Here is a 13186-nt window from a genome sequence, read left to right on the forward strand (position 1 = left end):
GTGCCATCCGTCTGGCGGGGGAGAATCCCCTCAGCGGGCGTTGGCGGCCTTCGGTTCCGGCAGCACGTACTTGAGCAGCAGCCAGGTCGCCAAGGCGGTGATGACCCACACGATGACCGTTGCGAGGATCCACGCGAAGATGCCCTCGAAGCTGAGCCCGTCGGTGAACAGCGACGCCACCAGCAGCGCGATGAAGGTCGAGAGCAGCCCGGCGATGCCCGCGATCACCGGAGCCTGTCGCCTCGTCAGCCTGCGCACGAGCCATTCGACGGCGGCCTGCACGAGGGCGAACACGACGATGGCCACGAAGAAACCGGCCGTGTGCAGGTGGAACTCGGGGATGATCAGGGAGGCCACAAGCAGGCCGAGCGCTGCGCTCCCGAGGAAGATCGCCGCACGGATGAGGATTCGCACCATGTGATGACGGTAGCGGTACGGCGCCCGAGCGCGCTACGGCGTCTCGCCCCGTGACCTACGGCCTGGGCGCCCGCTCCAGGGCCAGGTACTGGTGCGCCATCGCGATCGCCATACCGCCCTCCCCGACGCCGGCGGCCACACGCTTGACCGACCCGGAGCGGACGTCGCCGATGGCGAACACCCCGGGCGCGCTGGTCTCGAGGGCGAAGGGGCGACGGTCGGCCGTCCAGGCTGCCGTCTCCGCGGCATCCGGTCCGGTGAGGATGAAGCCGTGGGAGTCATGGGCGACGGATGACGGGAGCCACCCGGTCGACGCGTCGGCCCCGATCATGACGAACACGATCGAGAAGGCGCGCCGCGTGGTGGTGCCCGACGCCCGGTCGATCACGTCGACCCCGTCGAGGTTGGTCTCGCCGTACAGGGCGACGACCTCGCTGCGCGTCTCGACGCTGATGGCGTCGTTCGCGGCGATCTGGTCGATCAGGTAGCGCGACATGCTCGAGTCGAGCGACTCCCCGCGCACCAGCATGGTGACCGAACGCGCGTGCCGCGAGAAGAAGATCGCGGCCTGGCCGGCCGAGTTGCCCGCGCCGATGATGCAGACGTGGGCACCCTGTGCGAGGGCGGAGTCGCTGCGGGCCGCACCGTAGTAGACCCCGTTGCCCAGGAAGTGCTCGACTTCGGGCAGGGGCAGCGTTCGCCAATCGACTCCCGTCGCCACGATGACGATGGGCGCACGCAGGACGTCGCCTCCGTCGAGCACGATCTCCCTACTGTCCGGCCTCAGCGCCTCGACAGTGCGGGTGACCACGATCTCGGCACCCAGTCGGCGGGCCTGGGCGAGTGCGCGGCTGGCGAGGTCGTCGCCCGAGATGCCGTAGGGGAAGCCGGTGTAGTTCTCGATCCGGGTCGAGGTGCCGGCCTGGCCGCCCGGGGCGAGCGACTCGATGACCACGGTGCGCAGACCTTCGGCGGCTCCGTTCACCGCGGCCGTGAGCCCGGCCGGGCCGGCTCCCAGGATCACGACGTCGTAGTCGGTGGCCGACGGCTCGACGGTGAGTCCCACAGCGACGGCGAGCTCCCGCATCCCTGGTGCGACCAGACTCTCTCCGCTCGCCAGCTCGACCACGGGATAGCTTGCGCCTGCGACAGCACCGTCGAGCACCACCCGCTCGTAGGACACCTGATTCCTTGTGAGGAAGCCCGCGACCCTGTGCAGCCGAGCGTCGAAGCGTGGGCCGATCAGCCGTACCTCGATGGCGGGCTTCTCGGCGGCGAGTTCCTGAAGGGAATCGACGTATCGTCGAGCGAGGACGGCCACCTTCTGGGGAACCGACGGCGCCATCGCAGCCAAGGTGTAGAACGCTGTCACGTCGAGCTTGATGATGCGAGACGCCTGCGTGGTCCGGCCGCTCGCCGGGAACTGCGTGCTGAACGTCATCGGAACCTCGCCGAAGAACTGCCCGGCCTCGCGTGCTCCGATCACCCGTTCACGTCCGTTGACGACCTTGGTGATCTCGGCACGGCCCTCCACCACGATGAAGAGCGCACGCTCGTCGCCCTCGTGGGCGAAGTACTCCCCCGACGGCAGGTGGATGTCCTCCACGACGCCGGCCAGATATTCCAGAGCGTCGGTTCCCACGGGGCCGAAGAGATGGCGGAGTTCGTCCACGGTGATCATGGGCCGAAGGTAACGGGCTGTGGCGGATGCCGTCAACGACGCCCCCCGCCGCTCACCGCGCGCTCCAGCTCCGCCGATCTGCCCACTTCCGCCGGTCGCGACGGCGGAGCACTAGCGGAAGTGGGCAGGTCGGGAGGACTATGGGCAGGATGAACCCCGCCGCCCGTCGCGTCCAGCGCATCTACCTGGTGCTGATGCTCGGCAACACCCTGGCGGCATCGCTGATCTGGGGCATCAACACGCTGTTCCTCCTCGATGCCGGTCTCACCAACTTCGAGGCCTTCGCGGCGAACGCCTTCTTCACGGCCGGAATGGTGCTGTTCGAGGTGCCGACGGGCGTCGTGGCCGACACCGTGGGCCGCAAGGCGTCCTATCTGCTCGGCACCGTGACGCTCGCCGTCACCACGGCCCTGTACTGGATGCTGTGGGTCTGGCACGCGCCCTTCGTGTGGTGGGCCATCGTGTCGGTGCTGCTCGGCCTCGGCTTCACCTTCTTCTCGGGCGCTGTCGAGGCGTGGCTCGTCGACGCGCTCACCTCCGTCGGCTTCACGGGCTCGCTCGAGGCGGTCTTCGGCCGAGGGCTCGTCGTCACGGGCATCGCCATGTTCACGGGATCCGTTCTCGGCGGCGTGATCGCACAGGCGACGAACCTCGGGGTGCCGTTCGTGCTGAGGGCGGCCGTGCTCGTCGTGATGTTCGTCATCGCCGCGCTCGTGATGAAGGATCTCGGCTTCACTCCCGACCGCTCGCAGGGGCCGATCCAGGCGACGCGCACCGTGCTGCGGGAGTCGGTCGAGTACGGCCTCAAGAAGCGCTCGGTGCGCTACATGATCCTGGCCGCCCCCTTCGCCTCGGGCGTCGGCATCTACGCGTTCTACGCCCTGCAGCCGTACCTGCTCGAGCTCTACGGCGACACCACGGCCTACGGCATCGCCGGTCTCGCCGCCGCGATCCTCTCGCTCGCCCAGGTGGCGGGAGGCGTACTCGCTCCTCGCGTGCGCACCCTCTTCCGCAAGCGCACGACGGTCGTGATCTCGGCATCCGTCGGCAGCGTCCTGGCACTCATCGCCCTCGGGCTCAACTCGATGTTCTGGCTGGCGCTCGTACTGCTGGTGGCGTGGGGCTTCGTGTTCGCCGTGGTCGGTCCGGTGCGCCAGGCCTACCTCAACGGCATGATCCCGTCGAAGCAGCGCGCCACGGTGCTCTCCTTCGACTCGTTGTTCGGCAGTGCCGGTGGCGTCGTCATCCAGCCGGCCCTCGGTCGTGCGGCCGACCTCTGGGGCTACGGAACCTCGCTCGTGATCGGCGGCGTCATCGAGCTCGCCGCCCTGCCGTTCCTGTTCGCGAGCCGGGCGCAGCACGATCCGTCGGACACCGCGGTCGCGTTGACGGATGCCGATCCGGGCGTGGCCCCGGAGCCCGGAGCCGACGCCTCGGCGTGACAAACCCCCACGTCGCCGGTGGTCGACGCGCCCCTTGTGAGGATTCCTCAGGAGGGCCACCATGGGCAGGTACGGTCTCCACCCGTCGAACTGCGAGGTACTCCCGTGTCGCACCGCTCCCTGTCCTTCATCGCCCTCCTCGCCGGAGCCGTGCTGGCCGTCACACCGGCGCTCGCGGCCTCCGCCGTTCCTGCGGCCGCTCCGGCCGCGGCCCCGGTCGCAGCGAAGCCGAGTCCCGGCGCTCCGGGCATCGGGGACCCCTACTTCCCGTTGTCGGGCAACGGCGGCTACGACGTGAAGCACTACGGCCTGAACATCGACTACGTCCCGGCGACGGATGTGCTCACGGGACATGCGCTCATCACGGCCAAGGCGACGCAGAACCTGAGCCGCTTCGACCTCGACCTGCACGGATTGACCGTGAAGTCGATCACGGTCAACGGCAGGAAGGCCACCTGGAAGCGTTCCGGCGACGAACTTGTCGTGACGCCCGCCTCGACCCTCCGGAAGGGATTCCCGTTCTTCACGACGGTCTCCTATGCGGGCGTCCCGCAGCTCTACGAGGACTCGGTGCTCGGAACCGCGGGCTTCTACAACACCGACGACGGAACGCTCGTGGCCGGCCAGCCGTTCGTGGCGGCGAGCTGGTTCCCCTCGAACGACCACCCGGCAGACAAGGCCCTGTACTCCATGCGGATCACGGTCCCCCGGGGCGTCGAGGCGATCTCGAACGGCAAGCTGCTGGGGCACGGGCGCATCGGCACCAAGGACCAGTGGATCTGGAATGTCGACGAGCCCATGGCCAGCTACCTGGCGACCGCCACCATCGGCCAGTTCGACGTCGACGAACGCGACGTCGACGGGATCCACTACCTCGACGCGATCGATCCCGACCTGTTCGCGGCACCGGTCACGCCGCGCACCGGCACGGCCTTCGCCTACACCCAGAAGGCGGACGACGCCTACAAGCGGCTCGGCCGCACGATCGCCGTGCCGGCCGCGGGTGGTTCGCTGAGCTTCTGGATGGACCGCTCGGTGGAGCAGGGCTGGGACTTCACCTTCGTCGAGGCCGCTCCGACCGGAACCGACGAGTGGACCACCCTTCCCGAGTCGAGCGGGATCACGACCCCGGATGCGGGGAACTCGGGTTGCGCCGACCTTCTCGCGCAGCATCCGTTCCTCGCCCACTACCTCGGCGACGACGGCTCGGGCGACGCCTGCCTGCCCTCCGGAACGACCGGCACCTGGTCGGCTGCGACGGGATCGGGCGACGGCTGGGAACTCTGGACGATCGACCTCGGCGACTACGCCGGCCAGTCGGTCGACCTGTCGATCGCCTCGGTCAGCGACTACGCCTTCCAGGCCGACGGCGTGGCTCTCGACGACGTCACCGGCCCCGATGGGCAGGGGACGACCTCGTTCGAGGCCGATGCCGATCCCCTCGACGGCTGGACCGTGCTGGGTGCGCCCGAGGGCAGCCCCGGCAACCTCAACGACTGGATCGCCACGAGCGAAGGGCCGGCCCCGATCGGCGACCAGGTCAGCGCGAGCCTGGCCCGGGAGCCCGAGGTCATCGGCTTCCTGTCGGCGCAGTTCGGCCCGTATCCCTTCGATGAGGCGGGTGGCATCGTCGACGACCTCGAGGGCATCGGCTTCGCCCTCGAGAACCAGACCCGGCCCATCTACGACCAGTCGTTCTTCAGCGGCACGCCGGAGCAGGGAGACGGTGTCGTCGTGCACGAGCTGGCTCACCAGTGGTTCGGCGACGACGTGGCGCTGAAGCGCTGGAGCGACATCTGGCTGAACGAGGGATTCGCCACCTACGCCGAATGGCTGTGGGCGGAGCACGAGGGCTACGCCGACCCGCAGGCGTACTTCGACGACCTGTACTCGATACCGGCCGACGACGACTTCTGGAGCCTCACCATCGGTGATCCGGGACCAGACGCCATCTTCGACGGAGCCGTCTACGACCGGGGTGCCATGACGGTGCACGCGCTGCGACTCACCGTCGGCGACGATGCCTTCTTCGACATCCTGCAGACCTGGACGCGCGAGCGCTCGGGCGGCAACGGCACCACGGCCCAGTTCATCGCGCTCGCCGAGTCGATCTCGGGCACCGACCTCGACGGTCTCTTCACCGCGTGGCTGTTCACCGGCGAGAAGCCGACGGCTCCGGATGCGGCATCCGACGCCCGCTCCTTCGAAGCGCCGGGTGGCCAGACGAAGCTCCTCACGCCCTCGCATCCGGAGCAGCGTCGAGGGTAGGACTGCTCGCTGAGGCCCGGACGGAGTCCGCGGTCGAAGCGCTCCAGAGGCGCTTCGACCGGTCGCTTCGCTCGGGCCTCAGCGAACGAGTGCCGGCTAGGCCGTCGCGCCCGTGATCCCGACGGTCGACTCGATGACCGTCTTCATCTTCTTGTCGAGGGCCTCGAAGAACATCGACAGCGGGAACTCGTCGTCGAGCACGAGATCGGTGTAGCCCTTCGGAGCGCCGGCCAGCACCTCGACGGGCAATCCGCGCGCCCAGTTCGACGCCGGGTTCGGCGTCAGCACTCCGGCCACGAGGTCGTACGCCGCGAGCCAGTGGGCCGTCTTCGGGCGGTCGATCGACTTCCAGTAGAGCTCGTCGATGGCGTCGCCCAGGGCGACGACGGCATCCGGAACGGCCTCCCAGTCGAAGGCGAGCTGGGTGTCGGTCCAGTGCAGCACGTGGTGCTGGTGCAGCCAGGCGAACAGCAGCTGGCCGCCGAGCCCGTCGTAGTTGCGCACCCGGGAGCCGGTGATGGCGAAACGGAAGATGCGGTCGAAGATCACCGCGTACTGCACCAGCGTGGAGTGGTGCAGGGTCTCGGCGTCGAGCTCGCCGAGGGTCTCACCCTGGGCGATGCGGGCGCGCAGCTCGCGCGTGATCTTCACGGACTCGCGGAACGCCGTCAGGTCGCAGCGCAGTTCCTCGAGCGAGTACAGGAAGAACGGCATCCGCTGCTTGATCATGAACGGGTCGAACGGCAGGTCGCCGCGCATGTGCGTGCGGTCGTGGATGAGGTCCCACATCACGAAGGTCTCCTCCGTGAGCCGCTGGTCGTCGAGCATGGCTGCGGCGTCGTCGGGCAGGTCGAGCTTGGTGATCTCGGATGCCGCCCGCACGACGCGGCGGTAACGCGCGGCCTCGCGGTCTTGGAAGATCGCACCCCACGTGAACGTCGGGATGGCGCGCATGGCGACGGTCTCGGGGAACAGCACGGCCGAGTTGGTGTCGTAGCCGGGGGTGAAGTCGACGAAGCGGATGGGCACGAACAGCTTGTTGCCGTAGTCGCCCGCCTCGAGCGACGCGATGAACTCGGGCCAGATGACCTCGACGAGGACCGCCTCGACGAAACGGTTGGTCGAGCCGTTCTGCGTGTACATCGGGAAGACGACGAGGTGGCGCAGGCCGTCGACACGGTGCTGCTGCGGCTGGAACGCCATCAGCGAGTCGTGGAAGTCGGGAACTCCGAAGCCCTCGGCCGCCCACCGGTCGAAGTCGACGACGAGGGCGTCGAGGTAGGCGGCGTCGTGCGGGAACGCCGGGGCCAGTTCGGTGACGGCGCTGGTGAGCATCGACACCAGGCCGTGCGCGTGCGCATGGTCGTCGGCATCCGGAACCGAGCCGTCCTTCACCTGCAGGGTCTGCAGCGTGGTGGCGGCGTCCTTGAGGCGGAGCCAGGCGGGATGGGTCTCGACCTCCGCGGCGAGGTGGCGCACGTCCTCGAGAACCTCGGGCTCTCCGATAACGGCCTGCGTTGACAGCGTGGCGTTGGACAATGTGAACCTCCGATCCCTCTTGGCGCGCGAGGGAATCCCCGCATCATCAAGGCTAGACGGGCTGACCGGGCGTTTTCTTGAGGGCTGACGCGGCTTTGCTGCGTCGGTTCCGGCCGCCGAGCCGATTCCCGCTGCCCGGCGCAACGGATGCGGCAGCGCGTCATGTGCTGTCATGGCCCGGTCCCTTCACAGCTTGCTCATAGGCTGGTCATAGCGTGCGTGCCTAACGTGGCGCGCATCCACAACCCTTCGAAGAAGTCAGAGGTTCGTCTCGTGTCAACTCCCCGCTCCAGCAGCATCTCGCCCGCCAAGCTCGCCCTGCCGATCATCACCCTCGTGCTCGCGCTCGTGGCCGTCGTGGTGGGCTACGTGCAGACGACGACCGGCCTCGCCGACCTCAGCAAGGCCCTCGAGAGCCAGACCGCGACGGCGACCGACGTCTACGGCGGCCAGTCCGCCATCGGCGTGGCCTCGGCCATCCTCTCTGCCGGCATCATCGGCGTCGTCATCTCGCTCGCCGCGATCGGCATCCTCATCGGCCTCAACGGCTTCCGTCGTGACGCCGTGATCGAAGACGTCATCCTCGACGAGGAGTTCCTCGACGACGACGTCGACGGCATCGACGAGCTCGAGTTGAACCGGGCCGCTGCGCCTGCTGCTCCGGCTGCGGCTGCTGCCGCGCCCGCCGCTGCCGCTCCCGTTCACGCCGAGCCCGCCATCGTGACCGAGCCCGCTGCCGCTCCGGCTGAGCCCGCTGTCGCTCCGACCGAGCCGACCGAGCCCGAGGCGCCGACCGCCCGCTAGTCGGCACCACCCTCTCGACGGCCGCGGACTGCGGTGCGTCATCCGTCGGCGGTAGAGTCCGCTTCCATGACGGATGCTGCATCCCAGACCGCGGCCGTCGTGGTCTCGGCGCTGGCCGAGCTCGCCGATCCCGAGCGTGTCGCCGGCAGCCAGGGCTTCTTCAAGACGGCGCCCGGCCAGTACGGCGCGGGCGACGTCTTCATCGGCATCACGGTTCCGGCCCAGCGACGTGTGGCGAAGCTCGTCCCATCGCTGCCGCTGACGGAGCTCGACCTCCTGCTCGACTCCGAGGTGCACGAGCACAGGCTCACCGGGCTGATCATCGCCGCCAGTCGTTTCGAGCGGGCCTCGATACCGGCCGCGATCGATGAGTCGCTGCGTGCCGACCTCGCCGACTGGTACCTCGCAACGGTGCGCCGCGGCCGGGTGAACAACTGGGACCTGGTCGACTCCTCGGCCGGGGTAATCCTCGGTGGCTGGCTCTTCGATCGCCCCCGTGACGTGCTGTTCGAGCTCGCCGCGAGCCCGGCCCTCTGGGAGCGCAGAGTGGCGATCATCACGACCCAGGGCTTCATCAACCGCGGCGATGCCTCGACGACGCTCGAGCTGGCCCCGCTGCTGCTCGGCGACAGCGAGGACCTCATGCACAAGGCCGTCGGCTGGATGCTGCGCGCGGTCGGAAAGCGCGTCGACCGCGAGCTGTTGACCGACTTCCTCGACGAGTACGCCGGGCGGATGCCGCGCACGGCGCTCTCCTACGCCACCGAGCACCTCACCCCTGAGCAGCGGGCGCACTACCGGGCGCTGCCGCGCACTCCCGCCCGCTGAGCCCCGGACGCAGTCCGCGGGCGAAGCGAGCTGCCGTGTCGAGATCAGATCACCTACCCGGTCGCTGAGGCCCGGACGCAGTCCGCGGCCGAAGTGCCTCTTCCTGTCGACCCCGACACTCTGCGGGCGCGCGCTTCGGGCTGTCGCTCCGCTCGGCCCTCAGCGCCCGAGGAGCTCCGCGATGCGCCCCGGCACGGTCTCGTCCTGCAGTGACGTCGTGTCACCCAGCGTGCGACCCTCGGCGATGTCGACGAGCAGGCGCCGCATGATCTTGCCCGAGCGGGTCTTCGGCAGGTCGGGCACCAGCAGGATGTCACGTGGCTTGGCGATCGGGCCGATGAGGTGCGCCACATGCCGGCGCAGTTCGTCGAGCAGCTCGGCGTCGTCGAGCACGCCCGATGACGGCACGACGAACGCGGCGATAGCCTCGCCCGTGAGCGCATCCGTCACCCCGACGGCCCCGGCCTCGCCGACGGCGGGGTGTGCGACCAGTGCAGACTCGATCTCGATCGTCGACAGCCTGTGGCCCGACACGTTGATCACGTCGTCGACGCGTCCGAGCAGCCAGATGTCGCCGTCGGCGTCGTACTTCGCGCCGTCGCCCGAGAAGAACAGGCCGTGCTCGGCGAAGCGCGCCCAGTACGAGTCGCGGTAGCGCTCGGGGTTGCCCCAGATCGTGCGCGCCATCCCGGGCCAGGTGCCCGCGATCACGAGGTAGCCGCCGGATCCCCGCGCGACCTCCACCCCTTTCTCGTCGACGACGGATGCCCGCAGTCCGGGAAGCGCGCGCAGAGCCGAGCCGGGCTTCAGCGTCGAGACCCCGGGAAGCGGCGCCATGATCGCCGCACCGGTCTCCGACTGCCACCAGGTGTCGACGATGGGCGCGCGGCCGGCGCCGATGTTGTCGCGGAACCACATCCACGCCTCGGGGTTGATCGCCTCGCCGACGGATCCGAGCAGGCGGATGCTCGACAGGTCGTACGCGGCGGGAACGCCGTCGGGGAACCAGGTCATCAGGCTGCGGATGAGCGTGGGCGCCGTGTAGTACGTCGAGACGCCGTACCGCTCGATGATCTCGAAGTGCCGCGCCGGGTGCGGTGTGTTCGGCGTGCCCTCGTAGATGACGCTCGTGACCCCGTTCGACAGGGGGCCGTAGAGCACGTAGCTGTGCGCGGTGACCCAGGCCAGGTCGGCGGTGCACCAGTACACATCGGTCTCGGGTTTGGCGTCGAAGACGGCCCAGTGCGTGTACGACGCGTGCGTGAGGTAGCCGCCGCTCGTGTGGACGAGCCCCTTCGGCTTCCCCGTCGTCCCGCTCGTGTAGATGATGAACAGCGGGGTCTCGGCATCGAAGAACTCGGGGGTGTGCACGTCGGATGCCGCAGCCACGACGTCGTGCCACCAGACGTCGCGTCCCGCGGTCCACGGGATGTCCGGCGTCTCATCGCCGGTGCGGCGGATGACGAGCACGTGCTCGATCGACGCGACGCCGGCGACGGCGGCATCAGCTGCCTCCTTCACGGCCACGGCCCTGCCCCGACGGAACTGGCCGTCCGTCGTGATGAGCAGCTTCGCCCCGGTGTCCTCGACGCGGAACCTGAGGGCCTCGGCCGAGAAGCCGCCGAAGACGAGTGAGTGCACGGCGCCGATGCGGGCGATGGCGAGGGTGGCGATGACGGTCTCGAGCAGCACCGGCAGGTAGACGACCACGCGGTCGCCCTGCGTGACGCCGAGGGCCGTGAGGGCGTTGGCGGCGCGGGCCACCTCGCGCTGCAGTTCGGCGTAGCTCAGGGAGCGGCGGTCTCCGCGTTCGCCCTCGAAGTGGAAGGCGATGCGGTCGCCGTTCCCCGCATCGACGTGCCGATCGACGCAGTTGACGGCCACGTTGAGGCGTCCGCCCGAGAACCACTCGGCCTGCGGTACCGAGAGCTCGCCGGCGGCATCCGTCACCGCGGGCTGCCAGCTGTGGTCGGTGTGCCACGGTTCCGCCCAGTCGAGGCGCTCGGCCTGCTCGGCCCAGAAGGCGACGGGGTCGGATGCCGCACGCTCGTACTCCGAGTGCGGAACGTTCGCATCCGCTGCGAATCCGGCCGGTGCCGGGAAGCGGCGCAGCTCATCGAGCAGGGGGCTGATGGTGTCGTTCACGCCCACTTGCGCACCGCCCACTTCTCGAAGAGGCCGACGAGAGCATCCGTCAGCTTGCCCAGAAGGGCCAGCAGGATGATCGCCAGGAAGATGCGGTCGATGCGGCCGTTCTGGCCGGAGTCGTTCAGGAGGAATCCGAGGCCCATCGACGAGGCGATGAGTTCGGCAGCCACGAGGAACAGCCACGACTGGGCGAGTGCGAGGCGCAGGCCCGAGATGACGGAGGGAACGACTGCGGGAAGCTGCACCGACGTGAACAGCCGGACGCCGCCGAGGCCGAAGGCGCGCCCGGCCTCGATGAGGTGACGGTCGACGTGCCGCAGGGACGACGCGACGATCGTGTAGACGGGGAAGAACGCCCCGATCGAGATGAGGATGATCTTCGATTCCTCGCCGATCTTGAACCACAGGATGAGCAGCGGGATCCAGGCGAGGGAGGGCACGGCGCGGATCGCGCCGAGCGTGGGGGCGAGGAGGATGTCCGCGAGGCGCGACAGGCCGACGACCGCTCCGACCAGGAGTCCGAGGGCGCCGCCGATGGCGAAGCCGAGAAGCACGCGCTGGGTCGAGATGGCGACGTAGAGGCCGAGCAGGCCACGCTGGGCGAGGTCGACGGCGGCGAGCCAGACCATCTCGGGCGACGGCAGTTGGGAGATCGGCACGAGCCCGCTGGTCGACGCGACCTGCCAGGCGGCGAGGATGAGCACCGGGAGGATCGCGCCGCCGACGATGACGAACCAGCGGCGGTTGGTGAGGCGCGTGCGTCCCTTGGTACGTGGGGCGCCGGTGTCATTCTGCGATCGAGTGGAGACGGAGTAGCCGACGTCCGACACCACGACCTGCGTCTGCGCGTCCGGATCGGTCAGGTAGGTCATCGGTCTCTCCTCTCGGTGCTGTTCTTCGTGCTGTACTCGTGCGGGGCGCCGGCATCCGGCACCCCGCACGAGCGGTGGCGGCTAGCCGATCGCGTCGGCGTCGGCCGCCTTCGCGTAGGTGTCGTTCACGATGGTGTCGATGGCGTCGTCGACCTGCTGCTGGGTCTGCACGTCGCCGTTCTCGACGAACACCGGGCCGATCGTCGTCAGCACCGAGATCTGGGCGTCTCCGGGAACGTTGTCGACGTCGAGGTTCGTGCGCTCGTCGATGACCTTGGTGGCCACGGCCGGGTCGAGGCCGGCGACGGATGCCAGGATCTCGGCGGTCTTCTCGGGGTTGTCGAGAGCCCAGGTGCGAGCGTGCTCGTAGGCGTTGACGACGGTCTGCGCGACGTCGGGCTTGGCCTTCAGGAACGACTCCGTGGCGTTCAGGAAGCCGTAGCTGTTGAAGTCGACGTTGCGGTAGATGAGCTGGGCTCCCGACTCCTCAGCTCCGGCCATGATCGGGTCGAGGCCCGCCCAGGCGTCGACGGACCCGTTCTGCAGGGCGGCCCAGCCGTCGGCGTGCTGCAGGTTCTGCACGGTCACGTCGGAGGCGCTCAGACCGGCCTCCTCGAGCGACTGCAGCAGGAAGAAGTACGGGTCGGTGCCCTTGGTGGCTGCGACCTGCTTGCCCTTGAGCTCGGTCACGTCGGTGATGGGCGAGTCCTGGCCTACGACGATGGCCGACCATTCGGGCTGCGAGTATATGTCGATGACCTGGATGGGCGAGCCGTTCGAGCGAGCGAGCAGCGCGGCCGATCCCGCGGTGGATCCCACGTCGATGGCGCCGGCGCGCAGCGCCTCGTTGGCCTTGTTCGACCCGGCCGACTGCACCCAGTTGACGGTGATGTCCTGGTCGGCGAGGGCGTCCTCGAGCCAGCCCTGGTCCTTGATGACGAGGCTCAGCGGGTTGTAGGTGGCGAAGTCGATGTTGAGGGTTCCGCCCTCGGTGACGACGGCATCGCCATCGCCGGCGCTGGTCGAGGCGGGCTCAGCGGCCGAGCCCTCGCCGGCGACGCATCCGGTGAGCACGAGGGCGACGGATGCCGCTGCTGCGACGATCGCCGCTGTCGTTGAGGTCTGTCGAAGGAAGGTCATGGCGTGTCTCTCCTGGTGCTGTGAGGGGAAGTGGTGCAGGGAGGTGC

The 13186-nt window shown here is 69.0% G+C and carries 10 protein-coding genes; 4 read left to right on the plus strand and 6 right to left on the minus strand.

Going from position 1 to position 13186, the window contains the following annotated elements:
- Positions 1-30: 30 nt before the first annotated feature.
- Positions 31-417, minus strand: coding sequence for a phage holin family protein (locus tag E4M00_RS10510; protein WP_135120437.1), 387 nt, complete (start codon positions 415-417; stop codon positions 31-33).
- 55 nt (positions 418-472) lie between these two features.
- A complete protein-coding gene (locus E4M00_RS10515; RefSeq protein WP_135120438.1) occupies positions 473-2098 on the minus strand; it encodes an FAD-dependent oxidoreductase in 1626 nt (541 codons plus the stop codon).
- 149 nt (positions 2099-2247) lie between these two features.
- On the opposite strand from E4M00_RS10515, the gene E4M00_RS10520 reads away from it, so the two are divergent.
- Positions 2248-3540, plus strand: coding sequence for an MFS transporter (locus E4M00_RS10520; RefSeq protein WP_135120439.1), 1293 nt, complete (start codon positions 2248-2250; stop codon positions 3538-3540).
- Between the two features lie 105 nt (positions 3541-3645).
- Positions 3646-5808 (plus strand): M1 family metallopeptidase, encoded by a 2163-nt coding sequence (locus E4M00_RS10525; protein WP_167756869.1) that lies wholly within the window; start codon positions 3646-3648, stop codon positions 5806-5808.
- 96 nt (positions 5809-5904) lie between these two features.
- On the opposite strand, the gene E4M00_RS10530 is transcribed toward E4M00_RS10525, so the two are convergent.
- A complete protein-coding gene (locus E4M00_RS10530; protein ID WP_135120441.1) occupies positions 5905-7347 on the minus strand; it encodes a DUF6421 family protein in 1443 nt (480 codons plus the stop codon).
- Between the two features lie 273 nt (positions 7348-7620).
- Here E4M00_RS10530 and E4M00_RS10535 point away from each other — a divergent pair, with 273 nt between their 5' ends.
- Positions 7621-8151, plus strand: coding sequence for a hypothetical protein (locus tag E4M00_RS10535; protein WP_135120442.1), 531 nt, complete (start codon positions 7621-7623; stop codon positions 8149-8151).
- Between the two features lie 66 nt (positions 8152-8217).
- Positions 8218-8979: a DNA alkylation repair protein gene (locus E4M00_RS10540; protein WP_135120443.1), complete on the plus strand. Its 762-nt coding sequence runs from the start codon at positions 8218-8220 to the stop codon at positions 8977-8979.
- Positions 8980-9138: 159 nt separating this feature from the next.
- Here the strand turns inward: E4M00_RS10540 and acs are convergent, their stop codons facing one another.
- The 3 genes from acs to E4M00_RS10555 form a co-directional block, all read right to left on the minus strand.
- Positions 9139-11124: an acetate--CoA ligase gene (acs, locus tag E4M00_RS10545; RefSeq protein ID WP_135120444.1), complete on the minus strand. Its 1986-nt coding sequence runs from the start codon at positions 11122-11124 to the stop codon at positions 9139-9141.
- On the minus strand, positions 11121-11999 hold the full coding sequence (locus E4M00_RS10550; RefSeq protein WP_135120445.1) for an ABC transporter permease: 879 nt from the start codon (positions 11997-11999) through the stop codon (positions 11121-11123). Before E4M00_RS10550 ends, acs begins: the two co-directional genes overlap by 4 nt.
- A gap of 81 nt (positions 12000-12080) precedes the next feature.
- Positions 12081-13139, minus strand: a complete 1059-nt coding sequence (locus tag E4M00_RS10555; protein ID WP_135120446.1) for an aliphatic sulfonate ABC transporter substrate-binding protein — start codon at positions 13137-13139, stop codon at positions 12081-12083.
- Between the last annotated feature and the right edge of the window lie 47 nt (positions 13140-13186).

Origin of the sequence: Orlajensenia leifsoniae (genome assembly GCF_004570845.1) — a bacterium.
GTDB lineage: Bacteria > Actinomycetota > Actinomycetes > Actinomycetales > Microbacteriaceae > Orlajensenia > Orlajensenia leifsoniae.

Coding starts and splice junctions, on each gene's coding strand:
- E4M00_RS10510 (WP_135120437.1), bottom strand. CDS start 417: ATGGTGCGAATCCTCATCCGTGCGGCGATCTTCCTCGGGAGCGCAGCG.
- E4M00_RS10515 (WP_135120438.1), bottom strand. CDS start 2,098: ATGATCACCGTGGACGAACTCCGCCATCTCTTCGGCCCCGTGGGAACC.
- E4M00_RS10520 (WP_135120439.1), top strand. CDS start 2,248: ATGAACCCCGCCGCCCGTCGCGTCCAGCGCATCTACCTGGTGCTGATG.
- E4M00_RS10540 (WP_135120443.1), top strand. CDS start 8,218: ATGACGGATGCTGCATCCCAGACCGCGGCCGTCGTGGTCTCGGCGCTG.
- E4M00_RS10550 (WP_135120445.1), bottom strand. CDS start 11,999: ATGACCTACCTGACCGATCCGGACGCGCAGACGCAGGTCGTGGTGTCG.
- E4M00_RS10555 (WP_135120446.1), bottom strand. CDS start 13,139: ATGACCTTCCTTCGACAGACCTCAACGACAGCGGCGATCGTCGCAGCA.